The organism is Bradyrhizobium sp. Leo170, assembly GCF_004296405.1.
Classification (GTDB): domain Bacteria; phylum Pseudomonadota; class Alphaproteobacteria; order Rhizobiales; family Xanthobacteraceae; genus Bradyrhizobium.
This window is the reverse complement of sequence record NZ_PSRR01000102.1, coordinates 1-24528: the sequence shown is the minus strand read 5'-3', so window position 1 is coordinate 24528 and position 24528 is coordinate 1. Positions and strand designations below refer to the sequence as shown.

Below are 24528 nucleotides of genomic sequence, written 5' to 3'. Positions count from 1 at the left end.
CGCCGCGTGCGACCGGCGGCTGATGCGGCCGGCCCTCGTCGCCCTGGCGCGGACGGTCGCCGGCGGGATGGCAGTTCACGCAGCGCGGATGCGTCAGCACCTTGCCGAGCTCGGTGAACATCGCCGCCGATCGTGCGTCGCTGTCGGCGATCCCGGCAAAGCTCTCAGGCGAAGCCAGGCCATGTGATGCGGTCTGCGAGGCCGCATAACCCGTCACCATGCTCAGGCCGAGCGCCGCGACCACAACGACAATCCGAAAGCGCGTTTCCGATGTCATGGTCAGGCCAAATAACGCTGGGGATCGGCGAGGATCACGTCGCGGACGGCCTCGTGATATTTGATGTAGCCGGTGCAGCGGCAGATATGTCCGTCGAGCGCTTCTTCGATGGTCTTCTCGAGCTCGGTTCGCGCCACCGGCTTCTTCGCGAGACGTTCCAAGAGGACCTGGGCTTCGTTCAGGAAGCCGGCGGTGCAGTAGCCGCACTGGAAGGCGAAGTGATCGATGAAGGCCTTCTGAAGCGCGGTGAGCTGGCCATCTCTCGCATGGCCCTCGACGGTCCGGATCGCCTTGCCGTTGAAGCTTGCGGCCGGCACGATGCAGGTCGGAGTTGTGTCGCTGGTGCCATCGGGGTTGTCGACGATGATCGTGCAGCTCAGGCACTGAGCGGCGCCGCAGCCGAACTTGGTGCCGGTCATGCCGAGATGTTCGCGCAGGAAGTCGTTCATCGAGAGATCGTCGCGGACCTCGATTGGATCGATCGCGCGGCCGTTGATCGTGAGGGCAAGCCTTGTCACGCGAGGGCTCCCTTGAGCATGGCCTGGGTGACCGGCAACGAATTGAAGCGGTGGCCGGTGGCGTCGAAGATGGCGTTGAGAAGGGCAGGGACCACGGGGACCATCACGACTTCGGCCATGCCTTTCGGCGGCTCGTCGGGCGTGAGTGGCGGCAGCATCTCGATCTCGAGGTCGCGCAGCGGCAGGTCCGATCCCCGCGCCACCAGATATTGCCCGAGGTTCCATTGCCCGTTGCCGGGACCGCCTTCGTGAGGCGGCAGCGATTCCAGCAGGGCGTAGCCGACGCCCATAGCAAAGCCGCCCTGCGACTGGCCGAGCACGACTTCCGGCACCAGCGGCTGGCCGCATTCGAGCACGCTGTAGGCCTTGGCGATGCGCAGCGCGCCGGTCGTGCGCTCGATCTCGACGCGAACCAGCGTGCCGCACATCGAGGCGTAGGCCGTGCCGATCCTGTTGTTGTCGGTTGGCGGAAACCACACGCTGACGCGATTGAGCGCGGTGAATTTCCCGCTGCCCCTGCGCACCGCGAGCGCATCGATCTCGGCCCGGTGCTGCTCGGCGCCGAACTGGAACCGCGCGCGCGACCAGGCCCAGCGGGAGAAGCTGTGGGTGATCGCGCCGGTCACGAGGTTGCGCGCATGCGCGGTTGCGGCAAGCGCCGGCAGTGCCAGCGGCGCAAGGCCGGGCAGGATGAGCTGTCCATCCTTCCAGCGCGCTTTGGCGAAATCCCTCGCCCGCGGATCGGAGGGCGGGATGCGCCAGAGTTCGAGCGCCGCCGGCCACAGGCCATAGCGGAAGATGACGCGCGCCGCCTCAGCGGCCGCATGGGTCCCGACATGCGCGCCGATCGAGGCGCTGGTGGCCGAACTGATCGCAGGCACCCAGCGCGGATTCCTCGCAGCCGCGTCCTGGGTCTTCTGATCCATCGTGTAGGGATCGCCTGAGGTGACGAGACCCAGCGCATCATAGGTATCGATGCGGGCCACCGACACTTCGTCGGCTGCCGCGCCAAGATGGATCGCGACGCGGTTGGCGAGCGCGGTTCCGATGCCATTGCCCATCTCGACATGATCGCAATGGATCGAGATCCTGCCGTCGGCTGCAATCTCGACACGTCCGAGCGAGCAGTCCGCGCCGGTGCCGTAATCCTTGGTGACGCAGGCGACGCCGGTGCCGACCAGGACGCCGCTGTGTGCAAGCCGCGCCTTCTCTGCGGCGCGCTGCCGCCAGATCGGATGTGTCTCGAGCTTGTCCAGGATCTCCGGCGTGCGGACCGACACGATGTACGGATTTCCCGTCATGGTCCGGCCATTCTGCTTGAGCGCATTGCGCCGCCGGAATTCGATCGGATTGAGCGGCAAGGCGGCTGCGGCCTCGTCGATCAGCACTTCGAGCGCGGTCATGGTCTGTATGGTCCCGTAGCCGCGCATCGAGCCCGCGGTCACGCCGCGCGAATGCACGGCCACCGTGGTGACGTCGACCTTCGGGACGTCATAGATGCCGATCGCCGCCGTGGCGCCGACGACCGCCACGCTCGACGAGAAGTTCGCGAGCCCGCCGCCGTCGAGCACGTGATCGGCCGCGAAAGCCTGGATCTTGCCGGTTGCGCGGTCGATCCCGATCCGCGATCGGATCTTGAACGGATGGCGTTTGATGCCGCCCTGGAATTGCTGATAGCGGTCATGCGCGAGCCGGACCGGCCGTCCTGGAAAGAACATCGCGGCGAGTGCGACATAGAGCACGAAGGGCGTGTGGTCGCGGCCGCCGAAGCCGCCGCCGATATAGGTGAACTGCGTGTTGATGTGCGCGGGCTTGAAGGGAGGGCGGGCTTGCCCGAGCAGGTACGCGATCGACTCGGTGGCCTCATAGGGCGACTGGACGCCGAGCACGAGTTCGAGATTCCCGCCTCTGTTGTCGTACCAGCCGAGGCCGCATTCCGGTTCGAGGAACATCGGGTCGACCGACTGGGTCTCGAAGGTGCGGTCGAGCACCAACATTGCGGGGTTCTTCGCATCCAGCTCGGCGCGGATCTGCTCGCCATACCGCGCCGCCTTGCCATAGGGCGCCAGCGTCTCCTTGGCGAAGGAGGACCAGACCGGAAGCGTGGTGTCCTGGAGCCGCCCCGGCGTCACCCAGCCGGCCTGGATCGGCGAGTACACGTCGGGGGATTCGGGCGTCGGCCCGGCCACGCGCGTGAAGCGGAAGGCGGCGTAATTGGGAACGGAGACCGGACCGGTCTCTTCGCCTGACTTCACGAAGGTGCCGTCGCGCAGCGCCAGCCGCGCACGATCGAAGGCGTCGAACTGCTCGAAGATCAACAGCGCCACCGGCTGTCCCATATAAAGCGGCGTCTTGCCGACTGGGCAGAACAGATCGCCGGCATAGAATTCAGGGACGCGGGCGCCGATCTTCGCAAGCTCCTCGGCCGTCACCACGACCGACGGCTTCAGCGCGCCGCTGAGGCGTGCGAGGTCCATGCCGAGATAGACACGCGTCGCATCACTCGCGCGGACCAGGATCGCGTGCGACGTCGTGGCCGGCCATCCCGGCAGGTCGGCGGCGCGAAAATCGGAGGCGTAGAGCTTGGCGCCGGTGACCTTGGCGACGCCATCGATGCGACCGCGGCCATCGGCCGCCGGATTCCAGTTCTGCCGTCCGGGCAGCACCGCGCGCGCCGGATAGCCCGCCGGCTCGGCCGCCCCCAATCGTGACAGGCTGAGCGCTATCCCGCTCGCCGTGACCCACTTCACGAACTCCCTTCGCGAAGGCCGCATGCCCCTTACCCCCCTCGGTCAACGCTATCAGGCGTGCCCGATATCAGATCGTCGTTGCGCCCGAATCACACGCCGACACGGAAACACTATCGCAAGTCCGCGATCGATGCGGGGCCAGGACCGGGCGTGACCAGGGTCGGCCATTGCTTTGAGCCGAATGGCACGGCCGGCGGCAGAAACGTCGTCATGCCGCGCTTCTTGGTCTCGGCTGATATCGCGACACGCGCATCGCCGCCCATCAGTTCATAGTCCATCAGATGATAGTTGCCGAAGAACAGCGAACCGACCGAGCGATCCGCGATGATCCGCGTCAGCGATTCCAACATGTCCGCAGGCGTCGTTGTGAACGAGATGGTTTCGATCAGGAGCAGGCGATCGTTGATGGCGTCAGGACCGAAGAACTGCGCGAGCACGCTGAACAACACGTTGTTCTGGCGCGCGACATAGATGGTGTTGCCCGCGGCATAGGCCTTGTCCCAGTCGGCGCCGAGTTGGTCCTTCCAGTCCGCCAGCACGCCCATCCAGTGCGCAACTTGAGTCTCTGCCGCCCATGCAACGTTCTTGGCGAGGTACGGCGCCTGCTTCTTGCCGAAAGCCTCGAGCGTCGCAAATGGAATGGCATCCTTGGCGAGGCATTCGTCCATGAAGGCGAGGTTGTTCTGCAGGATGGTGCGGTTGTTGTCGCGCCAGCTGGCTTCCATCGGCGTGCGGTCCAGCCCATCGAGCGCCGATTGCATGCGGCTGCGATAGGCGAGCATCGAGCCGCGCCAGGATTTGTCGCCGGGATTGTCGACATAGGGGCCGACCACTTCGGCCAAGGCCATCGTGCTGTGACCCACCGACTTCAGCAACTGGTAGACCATCGGCACCTGCGGCGCCTCCGTCGGCGCCATTCCCGGACGATAAAGGATCATCCTGCCGCCAGCGCCGGAAAACAGCGCAAGGATGACCGGGTGCTTGCTCAGGATGTTCTTCTGGAAAATCTTTGCCGCGTCGCCATACAGCTCAAACATCGCGGTGTTGAGCGCCAGCACGTCCTTGGTCGCGGTGTCGGCGGGTGTCGCGTTCGTCTTGCCGGAGATCGGCGCCATGTAGGATGGAAGGCTCTGCGCCTCGGCGCCCGCACCGCTACCGCACCACAATAGAGTCGCCACCGCCAAGCCGACGTAGCGCTTCATGCCGATTCCCCCGCCCGTGATTCGCACGATTCCTAGCCGGGGCGGCAGTATTCCGTCATTCGCGCGACGCGCAAGCGACACTTGCCATGATCAACAGCGCTGGTTGCGGGATGATTGATGCGGTCCGTAAAATAGTGCGTTCATTGAAAAGCGGCGGACTAGTCGCTTGCGCCCGCAATGTCTTGCCGTCCCGAGTTAAGCCCGGGACGACTCGCTTGTCAGGTTGTGAACCACAACTTCCTTACGCGAAGCTGATGTTCTGCTGCCGCAGCGGCACCGAGCGGATACGTTTTCCAGTCGCCGCGAAGTAGGCATTCAGCACCGCGGGCGCGGCGACGCCGATGGTCGGCTCGCCGACGCCGCCCCAGAAGCCGCCGCTCGGCATCAGGATCGTCTCCACCTTCGGCATCTCGCTGATGCGCATCGAGTTGTAGGTGTCGAAGTTGGTCTGCTCGATGCGGCCGTCCTTCACGGTGCAGCCGCCGTAGAACAGGGCGGAGAGGCCGTAGACGAAGGAGCCCGCGACCTGCCGTTCCACCTGCGCCGGATTGACGACGTAGCCGGGATCGGTGGCGGCGACGATGCGATGCACCTTGATCTTGCTGCCGTCGGTCACCGAGATCTCGGCGGCGCCGGCGACATAGCTGCCATAGCCCATCACCTGCGCGAGCCCGCGATAGACGCCCTGCGGCGGCGGCTTATCCCAGCCGATCCGCTCGGCGACCGCATTCAGCACCGCCAGATGCTTCGGATGACCCGCCATCAGTTTGCGACGGAAGGCGAGCGGATCCTGGCCGACCGCATGCGCGAGTTCGTCCATAAAGCTCTCGAGATAGATCGTGTTCGGGTTGATGTTGACGCCGCGCCAGAAGCCGGGCGGGACGTGCGGATTGCGCATCGAATGTTCGATCAACAGGTTCGGGATCGAATAGCCGATCGCCGCTTCGCCGCTGGGTGCAAGACCCTGGAAGGTCGCGGGGTCCATGCCGTTGATCATCGCCTCGGGCCGCAGCCGCGCCAGGATCGACTGGCCGGAGATCCGCATCCGGAGCGCGGTCAGGTTGTTGTCGGCATCGAAGGCGCCGACCATCCGGCATTGGGTGACCGGATGATAGAAGCCGTGCTGCATGTCCTCTTCGCGGGACCAGAGCAGCTTGATCGGCGTGCCCTGCATCTCCTTGGCGATCAAGACCGCCTGCCGCACATAATCGCTCTGGCCGCGCCGGCCGAAACCGCCGCCGAGGATCAGCTTGTGGACGTCGCATTTCTCAGGCGGAAGGCCTGAGGCTTGCACCGCGGTAGCGAAGGCAGCTTCGCCGTTCTGCGTGCCGCACCAGACATCGAGCTTGTCGCCGGTATGGAGCGCGGTTGCGTTCATCGGCTCCATCGTCGCCTGGTTCTGGTAGGGATAGTTGTAGACCGCCTCGACCACCTTTGCGGCACGCGCGATCTCCGCCATCGCATTGCCGTTCTGGTTGCCGACGAACGCCGCCTGCGACGGCTCAAGTCCTTCGGCCAGCCATTTGCTGATCGTCTCGCTCGAGGTCTTGGCGTTCGGGCCTTCGTCCCACTCGATCGGCAGTGCATCGAGCGCGGTCTTGGCGTGCCACCAGGTGTCGGCGACAACGGCAACCCCGCTGTCGCCGACGCGCACCACCTTCTTGACGCCTTTCATGTTGGCGACCTTGGCCTCGTCGAAGCTCTTCAGCTTGCCGCCGAACACCGGGCAGTCCTTGATCGCGGCGTTCAACATGCCGGGCAATTTGAAGTCGATGCCGTAGACCATCGCGCCGGTGGTCTTGTCGGCGGTGTCGAGGCGCTTCAGCCCCTTGCCGGCGATCTTCCAGTCCTTGGAGTCCTTCAGCTCCACATCGGACGGCGGGCTCAGCTTTGCCGCCGCTTCCGCCACCTTGCCGTAGGTCGTGGTCCGGCCCGTCGGCAGATGGGTGATGACGCTGCTCGCGGCCGAGCATTCGGCGGCCGGCACCTTCCACTCGTTGGCGGCGGCCTGGATCAGCATCAGCCGCGCGGTGGCGCCGCCCTTGCGGACGTAATCATGTGAGCCGCGGATGCCGCGGCTGCCGCCGGTCGAGAAATCGCCCCATGGCCGGCCGCGTGCCGCGCTCTGGCCCGGTGTCGGGTATTCGGTCGTAACCTTCGACCAGTCGCATTCGAGCTCTTCGGCAACGAGCTGCGCAAGCCCGGTGAGCGAGCCCTGGCCCATCTCCGAACGTGCGATACGGATCACCACCGTATCGTCCGGGCGGATCACCACCCAGGCGTTGACTTCAGGCGAGCCATCGGCTGCCCGCGCCACCGTCGGGCCGAGCGGGAGATTGAAGCCGAGTGCAAGGCCGGCACCCGCCGCGGCGGTGCCAATCACGAACGCGCGGCGATTGAGCATGACGTGCTGATTCATGATGGCACCTCACGCGTTCGCAACAGCGTGGATCGCTTCACGCACCTGCGCGAAGGTGCCGCAGCGGCAGATATTGGTGATGGCTTCGTCGATGTCCTGGTCGGTTGGCTTCGGATTGTCCTTCAACAGCGCCGCCACCGCCATGATCATGCCGGTCTGGCAATAGCCGCATTGCGGCACGTCGTGCTCGATCCAGGCAAGCTGCACCTTGTGCAGCTTGCCATCAGCGGCAAGGCCCTCGATGGTCGTGATTTCCTTGCCATCAGCTTCGCTGACGAGTACGCCGCAGGAGCGCATCGCCACGCCGTCGACATGCACGGTGCAGGCGCCGCATTGCGCGATGCCGCAGCCATATTTGGTGCCGGTCAGTCCAATGTTTTCGCGAATCGCCCAGAGCAGCGGCGTATCCGGCTCGACATCGACTTCGATTTTCTTGCCGTTGATTGTGAGGTTAGCCATCGCAGTCCCCATTTTGATCCAGTTCCACAACTGGATCTCGCTGCGAGTGTGAACCGGGCGCTAGAACGATTCAAATCAAGAAAATGCGTAGGCGGCGAGGCAGGAACAAACCGGATGATGCGGTGTTCTTAATTTCTTGTGCCTAGAGCATTTTCGGTTCTGATTGAATCAGAGCCGAAGCTCTGGATTCTTGTTTTGACGCGTTTTCTTCACGCGAACCGGTTTCCACTTCGCTGGAAAACGCTCTAGCGCAGGATCATGCGCCTTTGGGCGCGACAGCCAGCCGCAGGAAGCTCATTGCGCTTCCGAGCACGGCAAATCCGGCGCCCAGCGCTAGCGCGTAGGTTGCGCCTTCGTGGCCGGCGATGGCAAAGCAGAAGGCGGCGAGCGCGGCGCCGATGGTTTGCCCGGTGAGGCGCGCAGTGGCGACGATGCCGCTGGCGCTGCCGCTGCGATGCGGCGGCGCGCTGCTCATCAGTGCCTTCATATTGGGCGTCTGGAAAAAGCCGAACCCGATTCCGCAGATCACCATGCGCCAGACGATATCGGGAATGCTGGGCGAGGCGGGCAGTGTCGCCAAGAGTGTCATGCCGAGGCCGAGCAGGATTAACCCGATACCGCCGAGAATGCCGACCGGGTAGCGGTCAGACAATCGGCCGCCGATCGGTGCCATGATTCCGACAACCAGAGGCCAGGGCGTCATGAAGAATCCGGTCTCGACCTGCGACCGCATCAGCACGGCTTCGAAATAGAACGGCAGCGAAACGAAGGCGAGGCCCTGGATCGCGAACGAGCAGACCGCGGTTGCCGCGGACAAGGCGAACATCGGCCGGCGGAACAGGTCGATCGGCAGCATCGGCGCCGGATGATCCCGATGCCGACGCATCAGCAGCCAGCCCAGCACAACCGCGCCGACCAACTCAACCAACACCAATACCGGCGACGTCTTGTGCGCGGCGCTGCCGATGCCGATGATGAAGAGGCCGAGGCAGCCTGAGGCCAGCACTGCGCCGGGGAAGTCGAAGGCGTGCACGGCGCGCGGCGTTGGCGGCAGCGTCTTCATCCCGATGAACAGCGCGATCAGGCCGAACGGGATATTGATCGCAAACAGCCACGGCCAGGTTCCGAACGCCAGGATGCCCGAGGCGATCGTCGGCCCGAGGGTAAAGGCAGTCGCGACGACCAGCGCGTTGTGGCCGAAGCCGCGGCCATGCATCCTGCTTGGGTAGACGTAGCGGACCAGCGCGGTGTTGACGCTCATCAGCCCGCTGGCGCCCAGCCCCTGCAGCGCTCGTGCAATGAGAAGGCTATCGAGCGACCATGCGAGCGCGCAGCCGAGCGAGGCGAGCGTAAACAACAGGAGGCCGCCGAGATAGATGCGCTCATGGCCGACGATTTCCCCGAGCGCGCCAAGCGGCAGCAAGGTCGCGACCAGTGCGATCTGGTAGACGTTGACGACCCAGACGACATCCGCCGGGCTGACCTGGAGATCGGTCGCGATCGCCGGCAGGGCGATATTGGCAATCGCTGTGTCGAGCGAAGCCATTGCGAGCGCGGTGAAGATCGCGGCAACGGCCCAGCGCCGCTTCTCCGGCGGCAAGCCGTCCATGACCGGCGCAACTGGCGCCCTCGCCACGAGCATGTCCATTGTGGTCAGATTCCCCGGAAGGGCGGGATCCCGCTCCGACCCATGTACTACGCGCGCGTGGGTTGCCACAGGCGTGCGGTTGCATGATGCGTATGCGCAATTCTGCCTTCCGGCCCCGCGTCAGCCGTGCAGGCGCGACAGATCAGGCGTTGGTGCTGAGCCCGAGCCGAGCATAGATGCGCCGGGCGTAGGCGCCGAATTCATCGGTGGTCTTGATCGGCAGCGCACGGGGCAGCGGCAATTCGATCGGGAAATATTCCGCCATCCGAGCGGGACCGGCGGTGAGCACGGCGCAATGGGAGCCCAGGAAGACGGCTTCCTGGATGCTGTGGGTGACGAAGATGATGGTCTTGCCGCTTTCGCGCCAGATCCTGAGCATCTCAAGATTCATCTGCTCGCGCGTCAGCGCGTCCAGCGCGCCGAACGGCTCGTCCATCAGGATCAGCTTTGGATCGTGGATGAAAGCGCGGGCGATTGCGGTGCGCTGCTGCATGCCACCGGAAAGCTGCTGCGGATATTTGTCCTCATAACCGGCGAGGCCAACCATTTTGAGCAGATCGCGGGCGCGCTCCCGTGCCGCCCTGATCGGCAGGCCGACGATCTCGGCCGGCAGCAACACATTGTCGAGGATGGTGCGCCATTTCAACAGCAGCGCCTGCTGGAACACCATGCCGATATCGCGCGCCGGATCGAACGGCGTCTTTGCGTTGCCGATCTTGATCGTGCCGCCGTCGGCGCCGTGCAGGCCGGCAAGAATCTTCAGTACTGTGGTCTTGCCGCAGCCGGATGGTCCAACCAATGCCACCAGCTCGCCCTCGGCGATGTCCATGGTGACGTCGGAGACGGCAAGGAATTCGGCTCCCTTGGACCGATAGACCTTGCGGACGTTACGCAAGCTGATGAAAGGCTCGGCTGTCATGCCAGCCATTTCTGCAGGTTCGCGGCGACGAAAGCATCGTCCGAGAGATCGGCGTGCTCGCGGCAGACGCGGTCGATCTCCTGCATCTGGCCCGGGCTGAGGCCTTCGTTGGGATCGAGGCACCGGATGCCCTCCATCAAGCCCTGGCGGCGGAGGATCTCGTGACAGCCGGCGATGCAGCCATGGAAATTGTTGGCAACGTCGAAGAACGCGCTGTTGCAATCGGTGACGCGGGCATCGAGCGCGAGCAGATCGGCGGGCACTGCATCCTTGTAGCGCGCGTCCTTGCACATCTCGAACTGCCGGATCGCCGTCTGCGTCCACACCGACCAGTGGCCGAGCAGGCCGCCCTTGAAGTAAGTGCGGGTGGTGACGCCGTTCTGGCGCAGGTCGAACGGCAAGGTGAGGTCGAGCAGGATGTGATCATCATTGCCGGTATAGAGCGCAACGCGGTCGAGGGCTCCGGCCGCGGCGACGCCGCGCAGCACATCGAGGGTGCGATAGCGGTTGAACGGTGCGATCTTGATCGCGATTACATTGTCGATCGCGGCAAAGCGCCGCCAGAAATCCGCGCTCAACACGACTCCGCCGACCGCCGGCTGCAGGTAGAAGCCGACCAGCGGGATTTCGCGTGCCACCGCCTGGCAATGCGCGATGATGTCATCTCCCGACGCGGTCTTCATCGCGGCGAGGCTGAGCAGGCCGGCGTGGTAGCCGATATCGCGCGCCGTGCGCGCTTCCGAGATAGCCTGCTGCGTCGGACCGGCGAGGCCTGCGACCAGCGCCAGTGGCCGCTTGGTCCAGTTCGCGGCCGTCTCGGCGGCGAGCTCCAGCACCGGTCGATAGAGACCAACCTCGCGGATTGCGAACTGCGTGGTGTGGACCCCGACTGCCAGGCCGCGGCGCCGGCGTCGATGTAATAGCGGGTCAGGGCGCGCTGATGCCTCTTGTCGAGCGCGCGATTGGCGTCGAGCGCGAGCGGATGTGCGGGCAGCACGGTACCGTCGGCGATCAGCTTGCGTATGTCGGATTTGATCTCGCTGTGGTGCATGGCCAATCCTATCCAAATTCTGGGCCGGCGACCGCGAAGGGAAGCTCTTCGCTTTGGGTGGTGGCGCGACCGAACCGCATGCGCTGGAACGGCCGCTCGATGTTCCAGCCGGCGCCGGTCAATCCGACGATGAATGGTTCCTGCGACGCGATCGCGTCGATCAGGAGCGGACCGGTTTCGGTTCGGCTGATCGCATCGACCAGCACCAGCGCGTCAGCAGCGTTATCCGCGAAAAGTGGTCCGATGTGGCGCGCGGTGCGGCCGTCGCGCACGAGCGCCATCGCGTCGCCGTACGACAGAATGCGCGAGTTCGTGCGCGCGGCGAATTCGGTGAGCAGGGCGTTGCGCTCAAATCCCATGGCGCGCCGGTCGCGTGCGCTGAACGTATCGATATCGAAGGCCGCCAGCATCGCGGGCGCCTCCTGCGTCGGATGTTCGAGCCGCAAGCGCCGGAGCTGCAATGTCGGCGTGAAGCCGAGCGGGCCGTACACCGTGGCGCCCGCCGGCGTCGCGTCGAGCCAGGTGGTGAGCCCGCGCTGTCTTGCCGCGTCGAGACAGGCGTCGACGAGCCGGGTCGCGAGCCCGCGGCGGCGCCAGAGCTCCGTCACCAGCGCCATGCTGATCCAGGCATTGCCGGCGGAATACGGCAGCAGCGCCGCGGTCGCGACCAAGTGCGTTCCGTCGCGGACGCCGAACACGATGCCGTTGGTCAGGAAGAAGCGCCAGTCGGCCTCGTTCTGGTTCCAGCGCGCTTCGGTCGACAGCGCAAGCCCGGCCGGTGCGTCGTCGACGCCGAGTTCGACGATGGCGACGGGCTCAGTATCGGCCATCGCGCACCTCATATTTGGTCGGCTTGCCGAGGCTCGGCATCGCGCGCGCCACCCAATCCGCGGTCCAGGCGATCAACTGCTCGGTGTCGACGACCGGCAGGCCAAACAGCTTGACCGCTTGCGATGTGTCGGTCAGCCACGCCGTCGGCTCTTCCTTGCCGACGATCACAGGCTCGCGGCCGAACCGCGCGCCGAACTTAGCGGCGAGATCGCGCACCGCGAGGATTTCATCGCCGCTGACATTGATCGGCGAAGTCGGCGTCGTGCAATGCGCCAGGCACCGCAACGCCTGTGAGGCGGCATCGCCCTGCCAGATGAAATTGACATGGCCGAGGCTGACGTCGATCGGCGTGCCCGAAAGCACCTTGGTCGCGATGTCGTGCAGCACGCCGTAGCGCATGTCGATCGCGTAGTTCAGGCGGAACAAGCGGCCGGGCGTCGAGAATTTCCTGGAGAAGTACTCGAACATGCGTTCGCGCCCGACGCAGGATTGCGCGTATTCGCCGGGCGGATTCGGCGCTATGTCTTCATTGGAGCCTTTGCCGTCGACCGGCACGAACGGATAGACGCAACCAGTCGAGAAGGCCACGATCCGTGAAGCGGGGAAGGCCTGCGCGACCAGTGCGGGAACATGCGCATTCATCGCCCAGGTCAGCGACAGGTCACCCTCGGCGCCGAATTTGCGGCCGGCCATGAAGATGATATTCGGCGCCTTTGGCAGTGTCTTGATCGCGGCCTCGTCCAGGAGGTCGCAATTGATGGTCTCGATGCCGCGCTGATCGAGCCAGTCCTTCACCGCGGGATCGCTGAAGCGGGCGACGCCGATGACGCGGCGGTCCGGTGCGGCGGCCTTGGCAAGTCCGGCCAGCGTCGGTCCCATCTTGCCGGCGACGCCGAGGATCATGATGTCGCCGTCGACCCTGCTGATATCGTCGATCAAGGCCTGGCTCGGCCGGCACAGCAAGTCGTCGAGCGCTGCGATATCCGGGATCGTCTTTGGCAAAGTCTCGCGCGTAAGCAGCATGGCTCTTCCCCTGGTTTCTTATTGCAGCCGTATGTCGGAGACCACGAACAGCCGTTCAAGGCCGAGCACCAGGCCGTAAAGCGCGACGCCGAGCAGCGTCAGCAGCACGACCGCCATCACCATGGCCGGCGTATCGAGCGAGGACTGTACCTGGATCATGAGGTAGCCGAGCCCGCGCTCCGAGGCGATGAATTCGCCGACGATGGCGCCGGCAACCGCGAGGATAGCGCCGACCTTCATGCCCGAAAACACGTAAGGTAGCGATCCCGGCAACTGGATCTTCCGGAACAGCGTCCAGCGCGAGCCGCGCAGCGATTTGACGAGGTCGAGCAGGTCGGGCTCGACCTCGCGCAGGCCGCGTGCGGTCGTCAGCAGGATCGGAAAGAAGCAGATGCTGAAGGCGATCAGGATGTTCGGAATGATGCCGTAGGAAAACCACACGATGATCAGCGGTCCCATCGCCACTTTCGGGATCATGTTCAGCGTCACGAACAGCGGCAGCAGCAACAAGCTCACCAGTGGCGACCAACTGAAGATGACGGCGAGCGCGACGCCGACCAGCGCGCCGAGGCAGAAGCCGCCGAGGATCTCGGCTGCGGTGACGAGCAGGTTCGACAGCCAGGCATATTTGGCGGAGCTTAGCGTGGCGACGGTTGCGAGCGGCGAGGGCAGGATGAACTTCGGCACCTGGAAGGCGTCGACCAGGACTTGCCAGAGCACGATCACGGCAAGATGCACGATCAGGATGATCGCGATGGACCGCGTGGATCGCCCGCCGTCACTGAACACCAATTGCTCCTTCCAAACGCCGGCCGCTCTCGGCGGCCGCCATCAGCCTAGCCCGCCTGCATCCATCTTTCAACCATCTGGTTGATTGGAGTGCCAGGACCCAGCCTCCGTCATTGCGAGCGCAGCGAAGCAATCCACGCCTCCACACGCGCGGAGAGAAATGGATTGCTTCGCTGCGCTCGCAATGACGGCTGTGGTAGCGGCTAACGCCGCAGCGACTGTAGCACCAGATCGGTCACGTGCCGCCGGCGGGCCCGCCGCGCGGTCGGGCTCGACAGGTCCTTGCCGAAGATCGCCGACAGCGTCGGCGTGTTGGAAAAGAAGAAGTAGCTCAGGGCCGCTATCGAGATATAGAGGTGCACCGGATCGATGCCGCGCCGGAACACGCCGGCGCGTACGCCTTCATTGAGGATCTTCGAGACCATGCTGACGAGCGGCGAGTGCATGGCCTCCAGCCGGCGGGAGCCGCGGACGTGCCGGGCGCCGCCGCGGTTCTCGTCGTTCAGGAGCACGATGAAGTCCGGGTGGGCGGCCAGATGGTCGAACGAGGCTTCGATCAGCTTCTTGATTGCCTGTTCGGGCGGCAGTCCCTCTAGGTTGAGCTTGCGCTCCTGCTCCCGGATCTCCTCATAGACCCATTCGAGCACGGCGAGGTAGAGCGCGTCCTTGTCCCCGAAATAGTGATAGACGAGCTGCTTGTTGACGCCGGCTCTGGCCGCGATCTCGTCGACCCTGGCGCCGGCAAGTCCGTTCTGCGCGAATTCGCGCCGTGCCGCGGTCAGGAGCTTCCGTTGCGTGGCGACCGGATCGCGCCGCTGCGGCTTTGTGTCGTCGGATCGTCGCTTCAGCATTTTCAACCAAACAGTTGACAACTACACCTGTCCCCTGTTGCATTGGTAACGTCACAAACGAGGTGCGACAAGGCCGGGTTGCACACGAGGAGAGTAGCGATGAAGGGTTTGAGGCTTGCGGCCTTGGCGCTGGGGTTGGCTCCGGCCTTGGCGTTTGCGCCGGCCGCATCGGTTGCGCCGGCGCGCGCTGCCGAATCCGTCAATCTGATCCTGAACTGGACGCCGACGGCTGATCATTCACCGTTCTATTACGCCAAGGCGCAGGGCTGGTACGAGAAGGCCGGCATCGATCTCACGATCGAGACCGGCAAGGGCTCCGGCGTCTCAGCGCTGAAGGTCGGCTCCGGTGGCTCGCCGTTCGGCATCGCCGACCTCGCGACCATGCTGGTGGCCAAGAGCAAGGGCGCCGACGTGGTGGCGCTGATGAGCATCTACGCCAATACCGGGCAGACCTTCTATTGGCTGAAGAGCTACAGCGTGAACGGGGTGAAGGATTTCCCCGGCCACAAGGTCGGCAATCCGCCGGGCGATGCCTCGCGCGTGATGTGGCCGGCTTTCGCCAAGGCGGCCGGGATCGCGCCTGACTCCGTCACTTTCGTCAATGTCGGCCCGACCGCGAAGATCGCGGCGCTGAAGAGCCACACGGTCGACATCATCAGCGACTTCTACAACGAGCACGATCTCAAGGCGATCGAGTTCGGCGCCGATCTCGGCTATGTCAACTGGAAGGACATCGGGCTCAATCCTTACGGCAATTCGCTGGTCGTCAATGGCGCATTCCTTCAGAAGAATCCGAAGCTGGTCGAGGAGTTCGTGCGGATCACGCAGAAGGCCTACGCCGCCTGCGTCGCCGACGTCGCGCCCTGCCTGAAGGCGCTGCTGGACCAGGTCTCCGGGCTCGACCGCGAGAACCAGGAGCGGCAGTGGGAGCGCATCAAGTTCCTGATGACGGACGAGTTCACCACGACCAAGGCGCTCGGCTGGATCGACGCCGAGCGGATGAAGAAGGATTACGATCTGGTGCACACCTATCTCGGCATGGAAAAGCCGTTCGACGTGAACACGGCGTTTTCGACCAAGATGTTGGATACCAGCATCAAGATGGACGCGAGCAAGGTGAAGAAGTAGCGGCTCGTCGTCTGCTTCGTCATGGCCGGGACAAGCCCGGCCATGACGAGCATTTGACGACTGGAGCTATGCTCTCATAATCCCTCTCCATAGCCGCGGCCGGATCGGCCGGGCGGGGAGGGACCAGACATGACTGAGACAATCGCAGGCGAAGCTCCCAAGGACGCTTCGCCCTCCGTGCTAGCGCAGCACGCGGCGATGCTGGATGCATTGCCATTCTCCGACACCGCCGATTTCGACGACGCTGCGCGCGGCTTCCTTGGCACCATCGAAAACGCGCATATCACCACTGCACAAGGCAGGGTGGTCTGGAGCCTTGAACCTTATCGCTTCCTGACCTCGGAAGACGCTCCGCCCACGGTCAATCCCAGCCTGTGGCGGCAGTCGCGATTGAACATGCATCACGGCCTGTTCGAGGTGGTGCCCGGGGTCTACCAGGTGCGCGGGCTCGATATCGCCAACATGACGCTGATCGAGGGCGATAGCGGCGTGATCGTGGTTGATACGCTGACCTCGATCGAGGGCGCGCGTGCTGCGATGGAGCTCTATTTCAGGCATCGTGGCAAGCGTCCGGTCATGGCCGTGATCTTCACCCACACCCACACCGATCATTGGGGTGGCGCCCGCGGGGTGCTCGACGATGAGACATTGTCGAGCGGGCGGGTGCCGATCATCGCGCCTGACATGTTCATGGAGCACGCCGTCTCCGAGAACATCATCGCCGGCCCGGCGATGCTGCGGCGCGCGCAATATCAGTTCGGGCCGTTCCTGGCGAAGGGGGCGCGCGGGCAGGTCGATTGCGGGCTCGGCAAGTCGATGGCGGCCGGATCGGTGGCGCTGCTGCGGCCGACCGATCTGATCGTTGCGTCCGGCGACAGGCGCGTGATCGACGGCGTCGAGTTCGAATTCCAGATGGCGCCGAACAGCGAGGCGCCGGCGGAGATGCACTTCTACCTGCCGCGCTACAAGCTGCTGAACCTCGCGGAGAATTGCACCCACAATTTCCACAACCTGCTGCCGTTCCGCGGCGCCGACGTGCGCGATGCGCTGGCGTGGTCGAAATATCTCGGCGAAGCGCTCAAGATGTGGGGCGGCAAGGCGGAGGCGATGTGCGGTCAGCATCATTGGCCGGTGTGGGGGCGGGAGCGGATCGACACTATGATCCGGCAGCAGCGCGATCTCTACAAGTTCGCGCATGACCAGACCATCCGCCTGATGAACCATGGGCTGACCCCGAGCGAAATCGCGGAGACCATTCGCCTGCCGAAAAGCCTGGAAGGTGCCTGGCACGGGCGCGGCTATTACGGCCATATCAGGCACAATGTGAAGGCGATCTACCAGAAATATCTCGGCTGGTACGACGCCAACCCCGTCAATCTCGATCCGATGCCGCCGGTCGAGTCGGGCAGGAAATATGTCGAGTATATGGGCGGCGCGGATGCGATCCTGGAACGGGCGCGGAAAGATTTCGCCAACGGCGAATTCCGTTTCGTCGCGCAGGCGCTAAGCCATCTGGTATTCGCCGAACCGGAGAATCAGGCGGCCCGCGCGCTGCTGGCCGATACGTTCGAGCAGCTCGGCTATGCCGCGGAAAGCGCGACCTGGCGCAACAGCTATCTGTTCGGCGCGCAGGAACTGCGGCAGGGCATGCCGAAGGCGCCGGCGCGGCCGGCGATGCCGCGCGAAACGCTCGCCGCGCTGCGCACCGAACAGCTCTGGGACGTGCTCGGCATTCGCCTCAACGGCCCCAAGGCCGAGGGCAAGCGCATCGTCTTGAACTGGAAGTTCACCGACACCAACGAGGCCTTCATCCTTAACCTGGAGAATTGCGCGCTGACCTATGTCGCCGGTGCGCAAGCTGGGGACGCCGATGCAAGTTTCACGCTGGTGCGCAGCACGCTCGATGAAGTCATTGCGAAGTTGACCACGTTTCCGGAAGCGGTCGGCAGCGGCAAGATCAGCGTCACCGGCGATGCAATGCGGCTCACTGAGCTGATGACGCTGATGGACGAGTTTCCGCGAATGTTCGAGATCGTCGAGCCGAAGCGAACAGCGGTGAGTTGACTGGCGCGTAGGGTGGGCAAAGCGACGTCTTGCACCGTCGCTCGAACAAACGCGGGCGGAAGCGTGCCCACCATCACGGGCGGAGCGCGGAGAGGTGGGCACGGCGCTTGCGCGCCTTTGCCCACCCTACGGCACCTACGGCACGTTACTCCGCGCTTGCGACCAGCTTGATGCGCGGCTCGGCCGCTTCCATCAGGTCGCGATAGCAGTTGAGATAATCGAGCGCCATGCGGCGCGCGGTGAAGCGGGTCTCGAACCGCTTGCGGATCGTCTGCCGGCTCAGCGCCGGAAGCCGGCCGACCGCACCGACGGCGCTGGTCTCATCCTCGACGATGAAGCCGGTCAGGCCATCCTCGATGATTTCCGGCACCGAGCCACGGTTGAAGGCGATGACCGGCGTGCCGCAGGCCATGGCCTCGATCATCACCAGGCCAAACGGCTCCGGCCAGTCGATCGGCAGCAACAGCGCGATGGCGCCGCTCAGGAACTCCGGCTTCTCCCGGTCGCTGATTTCGCCGATGAAATCCACCAGCGGATTGTCCACGATCAGCGGACGGATCACCGCCTCGTAATATTCCTGGTCGGCGCGGTCGACCTTTGCCGCCATTTTCAAGGGGATGCCGCAGCGCATCGCGATCTTGATGGCACTGTCGACGCCCTTTTCCGGCGCGATGCGGCCGAGCACCGCCAGGTATGACGGATTGACCGCCTGCGGCGTCAGCAGGTTCTCCGGCAGGCCGTGATGGATCGTCCTCACCCAATTCGCCTGCGGCACCGGACGGCGCTGGGCGTTGGAGATCGAGATCACCGGCACCTCCGGGAAGGTGTCGAACACCGGCTGGTGCTCGGGAAGGTCCAGCCTGCCGTGCAGGGTGGTCACGAACGGCGTCGGCTGCCGCTGGAACAGCGACCACGGATAATAATCCAGATGGAAGTGAAGGAAGTCGAACTCCTCCTGATCGCATTTCTGTCGGACGCGCTCGAGCAGCACCATGTGCAGCGCGTTGGGATCGCGGACCGATCCGTCCAGGCGCAATGCTTTCGGCCAGGTCGCCTCCAGCTTGCCTGAGGTTTGCGAGTCCCCGCTGGCGAACAGGGTGACGTCGTGGCCTAGCGTGACCAGTTCTTCAGTCAGCCAGTGCACGACCCGTTCCGTCCCGCCATAGAGCTTCGGGGGAACAGCCTCCGTCAGTGGCGCAACCTGCGCGATGCGCATGCTTTCGTCTCCTCTGTGTGATGTGGGATAATCAAGCCCAACCCCATTTGTCCGGCACCGGCATGCCGTAACGGGAACGTTCCCGCACGTGCGAAGTTCCTTTGCTGTGCGGGTCGTTCTTTCTTCCTTCACAGTGTGGTCTTGCTGATGCCATCTGCCACGAACAAATTTTCGCAACTATCGGTGCTGCAGAATTGTTGCGCAGTGATGGCCTCGCCATACGAAACATCGATCGCTGTCCCTCACGGAATCGTGTGCGGGACGGTGCGCTAAGAAAATTCACCTTACTGCTCAACAGGTTTGCAGGCGCTCATGGACAATCTTTCAGGATACGCGCACCGCCCCTTTCCCTTTGTGCTGCGCTATCTGCGGCGGCGGCCCGCATCACACGCCGTAATATTGGGGTGCGTTCTGGGTGCGGTTGCCTGCTCGGTAGGCACGCAGTACGGGGTGAAGAGCCTCGTCGACAGCCTGTCGGGCGGTCCGGCCAAGGCCAGTGGCGTATGGCTGGCATTCGTTCTGCTCATGTCGCTGATCGCGGCAGATAATTTTCTGTGGCGGATCGCAAGCTGGATCGCGAGCTACGCCTTCGTCGGCGTCACCGGCGACCTCCGGCGCGATATGTTCCGTCACCTCACCGGCCATGCGCCGAGCTATTTCACCGATCGCCTGCCGGGCATGCTGACCAGCCGGATCACCGCGACCTCGAACGCGGTCTATACGGTCGAGAACATGTTCGTCTGGAATGTGCTGCCGCCGTGCGTTGCGACCTTCGCGGCGATCGCGCTGATAGGGACCGTGAGCATGACGATGTCAGCGGTGCTGATCGTCATTGCGGGAACCATGGTGTTCGCGATGTTCCGGATGGCGGCCGCCGGCCGCCCCCTGCACGATGATTATGCCGACAAGGCGGCCGCCGTGGATGGTGAGATGGTTGACGTCATCAACAACATGCCGCTGGTGCGGGCGTTCTGCGGATTGAGCTTCGAGCACGCCCGGTTCGATGCGACCGTGAACCGGGAACTGACCGCCCGGGGCCGCAGCCTGCGCTACCTCGAAAAGCTGCGGCTCACCCATGCGGCGGTGACGGTGGTTCTGACCATCTGCATGCTGGCGTGGGCGGTCAACCTTTGGCAGCAGGGCGCCGCCACCACCGGCGACGTGGTGCTGGTCTGCACGCTGGGGATCTGCATCCTGAGCGCGACGCGCGATCTGGCCGTGGCGCTCGTCGATGCCACCCAGCATGTCGCCCGCCTGATGGAGGCGCTGGCGACGCTGCTGACACCGCACGAATTGAAGGATCACCCGGAGGCGGAGCCGCTGATCAAGAGCGGGGCCGCGATCGCCTTCAACAACATCTCGTTCCAATACCCCGGCGGCATCCAGGTGTTCGACAAGTTCAACCTGCGTATCCAGGCCGGCCAACGGGTCGGGCTGGTCGGGCAATCCGGCGGCGGCAAATCGACGCTGTTCACGCTGCTGCAGCGCTTCTACGACGTGGAGCGCGGCAGCATCACCATCGACGGCCAGGATATTTCGCGGGTCACCCAGCAGAGCCTGCGCGAGGCGATCTCGGTGGTGCCGCAGGACATTTCGCTGTTCCACCGCTCGATCCTGGAAAACATCCGCTACGGACGGCCGAACGCCACCGATGACGAGGTGCTGCGCGCGGCGATCGCGGCGCGCTGCGACTTCATCGAGAATTTACCCGAGGGCATGGACACCATCGTCGGCGATCGCGGCATCAAGGTGTCAGGCGGCCAGCGCCAGCGCATCGCGATCGCGCGTGCGTTCCTGAAAGATGCGCCGATCCTTCTGCTCGATGAAGCGACCGCGGCGCTTGACAGCGAGTCCGAGGAGGCCATACGTGAAGCGCTGTCGCGCCTGATGCGCGGGCGCACCGTGGTTGCGATCGCCCATCGCCTGGCCACGCTGCGCAGCTTCGATCGCGTGGTCGTTCTGCAGGGCGGCCGCATCGTCGAGGACGGGCCGCCCGATATCCTCGTGCAGGGCAGGGGGCCATACCGCGAACTGGTCGCGCGCGAAGTGGGCCGCCTCACCACCCAGGCTGCCTGATCCACAGTAGTTGCGTATAATCAGCGTCCATCGCAAACCCGAGAGAGAAGCGCTCGAGGTCTAAATGGCAGCGGAGATCGTTACGCAGATTTCGACCATGCGCGTTGTCGAGCAAATCGCGGAATCGCCCTTCTACATCCCGATGACCGGTCCCGCCGCGAGGCCGCGGCGGTCGCTCAAGCATGACGACACGTTCATCGTGCTCGACAGCCATGGCGACATCGGCGCTTCCGCCGGCGGACCCGATGGCCTGTTCAACGCCGACACGCGCTATCTCGCGCGGCTGGAAATGGTGCTCGACGACGTGCAGCCGCTGTTGCTCGGCTCGAACCTGCGCGACGACAATTCGGCGCTGACCGTCGATCTCACCAATTCCGATGTCTATCGGGGCGGCCGGCTGATGCTGCAGAAGGACACGCTGCACATCGTGCGCTCGATCTTCCTGTGGCGCGGCACCGCCTATCAGCGCATCGGTCTGCAAAATCATGGCGATCGGCTCGCGAGCTTCGATCTCACCTTGCTGTTCGACAATGATTTCGCCGATCTGTTCGAAGTGCGCGGCGAGCGCCGGCCGCGGCGCGGCATCGGCTCGAGCAGGTTGCTCGGCCCGACCGACGTCGTGCTCGAATACGTCGGACTGGACGAACAGTCACGGATCACGGCGCTGCATTTCGATCCCAAGCCGACGCGGCTGGCGGTCAATGCCGCGACCTATCATTTCGAACTGGAGCCCAAAGCGGTCACCTCGCTGTTCATCGCGGTGTCCTGCAACAAGCCGATCATGCACAAGCCGGTGCCGTTCTTCCGCGGGCTGCTTGCGCATCGCCGCGAGATGCGGCGCTCGACGGCGGGTGCTGCCAGCATCGAGACCTCGAACAACATCTTCAACGAGGTGCTGTGCCAGGCGATGGCCGACCTCAACATGCTGATGACGGAGACGCCGCAGGGCCGCTATCTCTATGCCGGCATCCCCTGGTACTCCACGACTTTCGGCCGCGATGGATTGATCACCGCGTTGCAGATGCTGTGGATCGATCCGCGCATCGCGAAAGGCGTCTTGAAGCGGCTTGCGTTCTTCCAGGCCAAGAGCGTCGATCCGCTTTCCGATGCGGAGCCCGGAAAGATCCTGCATGAGATGCGCGGCGGCGAGATGGCGGCGCTGCGCGAGGTGCCGTTCGCGCAATATTACGGCAGCGTCGATTCGACGCCGCTGTTCGTGCTGCTGGCCGGCCATTATTTCGAGCGCACCGGCGACGAGGCGACGCTTGCGGAACTCTGGCCCTCGATAGAGGCGGCGCTGCAATGGATCGACGGCCCCGGCGATCCCGATGGCGATGGTTTCATCGAATATCAGCGTGCGACCGAGCAGGGCCTCGCCAACCAGGGCTGGAAGGATTCCTTTGACGCCATCTTCCATGCCGATGGCAGGCTGGCGGAGGGCTATATCGCGCTCTGCGAGGTGCAGGGCTATGTGTTCGCGGCCAAGCGGCTGCTGGCCAGGGTGGCGCGCCGGCTCGGCTATGCCGATAGGGCGGAAAAGCTCGATAAGGAGGCCGAGACGCTGCGCCAGCGCTTCGAGGACGCCTTCTGGTGCGAGGAACTCGGCACCTATGCGCTGGCGCTCGACGGCAAGAAGGAACCGTGCCGCGTGCGGACCTCGAATGCCGGCCAGCTCCTGTTCACCGGCATCGTGCGGGAAGACCGCGCGCGGCTGGTCGCAGCCGACCTGATGAGCCAGAGCTTCTTCTCGGGCTGGGGCATCCGCACGGTTGGCAGGAATGAGGTCCGTTACAACCCGATGTCCTATCACGACGGCTCGATCTGGCCGCACGACAATGCGCTGATCGCGCTCGGCTTTGCGCGCTACGGGCTGAAGCGCTCCGTGGCGCATCTGTTCAAGGGCCTGTTCGACGCCGCAAGCTACATGGATCTGCGGCGGCTGCCCGAATTGTTCTGTGGGTTCCAGCGCGAAAGGCGGCGAGGACCCGTGCTCTATCCGGTAGCCTGCGCGCCACAGGCTTGGGCGAGTGCGACCCCATTCACGCTGCTGGAAGCGGCGCTCGGGCTCGAATTCGATGCCGTGCGCGGCGAGATCAGGCTGCGCGATCCGCGCTTGCCGGAATTCCTAAATGAGGCGATCCTGCGCGACCTGCAGCTCGGCGCCTCCAGCGTCGATCTGAGAGTCCGCCGCCATGATGGCGAAGTGTCGCTGGAAGTGTTGCGTACACGCGGTCAAATCCAGGTGTCGATCGTGCTGACGCATTAGAATGTCGGCCAGAATGTCTAGCTTTATTCCTGGATTGGAGGCCCCCGATGTGGGCGAGCATGGTGATGACAATTATTGCCGCGGCCTTTGCCGCTACTGTGGCCGCGCAAGCGGCCGATGATCCGGCGGCACCGCCGCCGGCCAAACCCCCGGCTGCGCAAAAGGAACCGGCGCCTCCACCCTCGGTGACGGTGATCGGCGCGAGGGATGCGCATGGCATCCTCGGGCGCGACGTGCGCAGCGCCGCCAATGAGAACATGGGACGGATCGTCGACGTGATCGTCGATCGCGAAGGCACCGTGCGCGCCGCCGTGATCGACTTCGGCGGCTTCCTCGGTGTCGGCAGCCGCAAGATCGTCGTCGACTGGAACGCACTGCATTTCGGCCAGGTCGCCAACAAGAGCGACAGCATCACGCTCGAACTGAACAAGGAGCAGGTGAGCGCGGCGCCGGAATACAAGGAGGACACGCCCCTCATCGTGCTCGGCGCTGCCGGCAGTTTGCGTCCATGGCAATATGACCATTAAAGTCGGAGATACATTGATCGCTCGTCCCTCCTCTTTAACGGACAGGATTGGCGGCGATCGCAGGCGGTCGACGGCGGACGATCACGGTGCGCCATTGGTTCCGGAGTTGCCGGCACCAGAGCCGTCGCGCCAGCCTTCATCCCAGAGCCAGCGCGGACTAGACTGGTTCATCTTCTTCCTGGCCGATGTGCAGACCGGGTTCGGCCCGTTCGTGGCGGTCTACCTGACCACGCAGAAATGGACCCAGGTCGAGATCGGCTTCGTGCTGTCGATCGGCGGCATCGTCGCCTTGCTGGGACAGATGCCGGGCGGCGCTATCGTTGACGCGGCGCGCTCCGAAAAAATGGTCGCCGGGGCCGCGGTCGCGACCATCGGCTGCGCCGCGCTGGCCTATGCGGTGTGGCCGATCTTCCCGGTCGTGGTGGCGGCGGCGACCCTGCACGCGCTCGCAAGCTGCGTGCTCGGCCCCGCGATCGCGGCGATCAGCCTCGGCCTGGTCGGGCCGTTCGCGATC

The 24528-nt window shown here is 64.5% G+C and carries 17 protein-coding genes and 3 pseudogenes; 6 read left to right on the top strand and 14 right to left on the bottom strand.

Annotation, left to right across the window (positions count from 1 at the left end; genetic code table 11):
• The 13 genes and pseudogenes from CWO89_RS18825 to CWO89_RS18765 all read right to left on the bottom strand — a co-directional run.
• Positions 1 to 277 (bottom strand): annotated as a pseudogene (locus tag CWO89_RS18825) (Isoquinoline 1-oxidoreductase subunit); the annotation flags it as partial.
• A gap of 2 nt (positions 278 to 279) precedes the next feature.
• Positions 280 to 795, bottom strand: a complete 516-nt coding sequence (locus CWO89_RS18820; RefSeq protein ID WP_130580246.1) for a (2Fe-2S)-binding protein — start codon at positions 793 to 795, stop codon at positions 280 to 282.
• Positions 792 to 3569: a xanthine dehydrogenase family protein molybdopterin-binding subunit gene (locus tag CWO89_RS18815; RefSeq protein ID WP_130580245.1), complete on the bottom strand. Its 2778-nt coding sequence runs from the start codon at positions 3567 to 3569 to the stop codon at positions 792 to 794. The genes CWO89_RS18820 and CWO89_RS18815 overlap by 4 nt, the downstream gene beginning before the upstream one ends.
• An 86-nt stretch (positions 3570 to 3655) precedes the next feature.
• A complete protein-coding gene (locus CWO89_RS18810; protein ID WP_130580244.1) occupies positions 3656 to 4747 on the bottom strand; it encodes a hypothetical protein in 1092 nt (363 codons plus the stop codon).
• Positions 4748 to 4988: 241 nt separating this feature from the next.
• Positions 4989 to 7166, bottom strand: coding sequence for a xanthine dehydrogenase family protein molybdopterin-binding subunit (locus CWO89_RS18805; protein ID WP_130580243.1), 2178 nt, complete (start codon positions 7164 to 7166; stop codon positions 4989 to 4991).
• 9 nt (positions 7167 to 7175) lie between these two features.
• Positions 7176 to 7625: a (2Fe-2S)-binding protein gene (locus tag CWO89_RS18800; RefSeq protein ID WP_130580242.1), complete on the bottom strand. Its 450-nt coding sequence runs from the start codon at positions 7623 to 7625 to the stop codon at positions 7176 to 7178.
• Positions 7626 to 7881: 256 nt separating this feature from the next.
• Positions 7882 to 9273, bottom strand: coding sequence for an MFS transporter (locus CWO89_RS18795; protein ID WP_130580241.1), 1392 nt, complete (start codon positions 9271 to 9273; stop codon positions 7882 to 7884).
• A gap of 142 nt (positions 9274 to 9415) precedes the next feature.
• Complete coding sequence (locus tag CWO89_RS18790; RefSeq protein WP_130580240.1) at positions 9416 to 10201, bottom strand: ABC transporter ATP-binding protein; 786 nt, start codon at positions 10199 to 10201, stop codon at positions 9416 to 9418.
• Positions 10189 to 11243 (bottom strand): annotated as a pseudogene (locus CWO89_RS18785) (dihydrodipicolinate synthase family protein). The gene CWO89_RS18790 and the pseudogene CWO89_RS18785 overlap by 13 nt, the downstream one beginning before the upstream one ends.
• A gap of 8 nt (positions 11244 to 11251) precedes the next feature.
• Positions 11252 to 12073 (bottom strand): GNAT family N-acetyltransferase, encoded by an 822-nt coding sequence (locus tag CWO89_RS18780; RefSeq protein WP_130580239.1) that lies wholly within the window; start codon positions 12071 to 12073, stop codon positions 11252 to 11254.
• Positions 12060 to 13097 carry an NAD-dependent epimerase/dehydratase family protein gene (locus CWO89_RS18775; RefSeq protein ID WP_130580238.1) on the bottom strand — a complete coding sequence of 346 codons (1038 nt, stop codon included), beginning with the start codon at positions 13095 to 13097 and terminating at the stop codon, positions 12060 to 12062. The genes CWO89_RS18780 and CWO89_RS18775 overlap by 14 nt, the downstream gene beginning before the upstream one ends.
• An 18-nt stretch (positions 13098 to 13115) precedes the next feature.
• On the bottom strand, positions 13116 to 13886 hold the full coding sequence (locus tag CWO89_RS18770; RefSeq protein WP_130580237.1) for an ABC transporter permease: 771 nt from the start codon (positions 13884 to 13886) through the stop codon (positions 13116 to 13118).
• Between the two features lie 203 nt (positions 13887 to 14089).
• A complete protein-coding gene (locus CWO89_RS18765; protein WP_130580236.1) occupies positions 14090 to 14737 on the bottom strand; it encodes a TetR/AcrR family transcriptional regulator in 648 nt (215 codons plus the stop codon).
• Between the two features lie 99 nt (positions 14738 to 14836).
• Here CWO89_RS18765 and CWO89_RS18760 point away from each other — a divergent pair, with 99 nt between their 5' ends.
• Both CWO89_RS18760 and CWO89_RS18755 read left to right on the top strand, forming a co-directional pair.
• Positions 14837 to 15865 (top strand): ABC transporter substrate-binding protein, encoded by a 1029-nt coding sequence (locus tag CWO89_RS18760; protein WP_130580235.1) that lies wholly within the window; start codon positions 14837 to 14839, stop codon positions 15863 to 15865.
• A gap of 129 nt (positions 15866 to 15994) precedes the next feature.
• On the top strand, positions 15995 to 17929 hold the full coding sequence (locus CWO89_RS18755; protein ID WP_130580234.1) for an alkyl/aryl-sulfatase: 1935 nt from the start codon (positions 15995 to 15997) through the stop codon (positions 17927 to 17929).
• Positions 17930 to 18074: 145 nt separating this feature from the next.
• Here the strand turns inward: CWO89_RS18755 and CWO89_RS18750 are convergent, their stop codons facing one another.
• Positions 18075 to 19145 (bottom strand): glycosyltransferase family 4 protein, encoded by a 1071-nt coding sequence (locus tag CWO89_RS18750; protein WP_130580233.1) that lies wholly within the window; start codon positions 19143 to 19145, stop codon positions 18075 to 18077.
• Positions 19146 to 19457: 312 nt separating this feature from the next.
• Between CWO89_RS18750 and CWO89_RS18745 the strand changes: the two genes are divergently transcribed.
• The 4 genes and pseudogenes from CWO89_RS18745 to CWO89_RS18730 form a co-directional block, all read left to right on the top strand.
• Positions 19458 to 21221 carry an ABC transporter ATP-binding protein gene (locus CWO89_RS18745; protein ID WP_130580232.1) on the top strand — a complete coding sequence of 588 codons (1764 nt, stop codon included), beginning with the start codon at positions 19458 to 19460 and terminating at the stop codon, positions 21219 to 21221.
• Positions 21222 to 21285: 64 nt separating this feature from the next.
• Complete coding sequence (locus CWO89_RS18740) at positions 21286 to 23487, top strand: amylo-alpha-1,6-glucosidase (protein ID WP_130580231.1); 2202 nt, start codon at positions 21286 to 21288, stop codon at positions 23485 to 23487.
• 65 nt (positions 23488 to 23552) lie between these two features.
• Complete coding sequence (locus tag CWO89_RS18735) at positions 23553 to 24014, top strand: PRC-barrel domain-containing protein (RefSeq protein WP_394565966.1); 462 nt, start codon at positions 23553 to 23555, stop codon at positions 24012 to 24014.
• Positions 24004 to 24528: pseudogene (locus CWO89_RS18730) on the top strand (MFS transporter); the annotation flags it as partial. The gene CWO89_RS18735 and the pseudogene CWO89_RS18730, both read left to right, overlap by 11 nt.

Coding starts and splice junctions, on each gene's coding strand:
- CWO89_RS18815 (WP_130580245.1), bottom strand. CDS start 3,569: ATGCGGCCTTCGCGAAGGGAGTTCGTGAAGTGGGTCACGGCGAGCGGG.
- CWO89_RS18810 (WP_130580244.1), bottom strand. CDS start 4,747: ATGAAGCGCTACGTCGGCTTGGCGGTGGCGACTCTATTGTGGTGCGGT.
- CWO89_RS18805 (WP_130580243.1), bottom strand. CDS start 7,166: ATGAATCAGCACGTCATGCTCAATCGCCGCGCGTTCGTGATTGGCACC.
- CWO89_RS18800 (WP_130580242.1), bottom strand. CDS start 7,625: ATGGCTAACCTCACAATCAACGGCAAGAAAATCGAAGTCGATGTCGAG.
- CWO89_RS18795 (WP_130580241.1), bottom strand. CDS start 9,273: ATGGACATGCTCGTGGCGAGGGCGCCAGTTGCGCCGGTCATGGACGGC.
- CWO89_RS18790 (WP_130580240.1), bottom strand. CDS start 10,201: ATGGCTGGCATGACAGCCGAGCCTTTCATCAGCTTGCGTAACGTCCGC.
- CWO89_RS18780 (WP_130580239.1), bottom strand. CDS start 12,073: ATGGCCGATACTGAGCCCGTCGCCATCGTCGAACTCGGCGTCGACGAC.
- CWO89_RS18775 (WP_130580238.1), bottom strand. CDS start 13,097: ATGCTGCTTACGCGCGAGACTTTGCCAAAGACGATCCCGGATATCGCA.
- CWO89_RS18765 (WP_130580236.1), bottom strand. CDS start 14,737: ATGCTGAAGCGACGATCCGACGACACAAAGCCGCAGCGGCGCGATCCG.
- CWO89_RS18760 (WP_130580235.1), top strand. CDS start 14,837: ATGAAGGGTTTGAGGCTTGCGGCCTTGGCGCTGGGGTTGGCTCCGGCC.
- CWO89_RS18755 (WP_130580234.1), top strand. CDS start 15,995: ATGACTGAGACAATCGCAGGCGAAGCTCCCAAGGACGCTTCGCCCTCC.
- CWO89_RS18750 (WP_130580233.1), bottom strand. CDS start 19,145: ATGCGCATCGCGCAGGTTGCGCCACTGACGGAGGCTGTTCCCCCGAAG.
- CWO89_RS18745 (WP_130580232.1), top strand. CDS start 19,458: ATGGACAATCTTTCAGGATACGCGCACCGCCCCTTTCCCTTTGTGCTG.
- CWO89_RS18740 (WP_130580231.1), top strand. CDS start 21,286: ATGGCAGCGGAGATCGTTACGCAGATTTCGACCATGCGCGTTGTCGAG.
- CWO89_RS18735 (WP_394565966.1), top strand. CDS start 23,553: ATGACAATTATTGCCGCGGCCTTTGCCGCTACTGTGGCCGCGCAAGCG.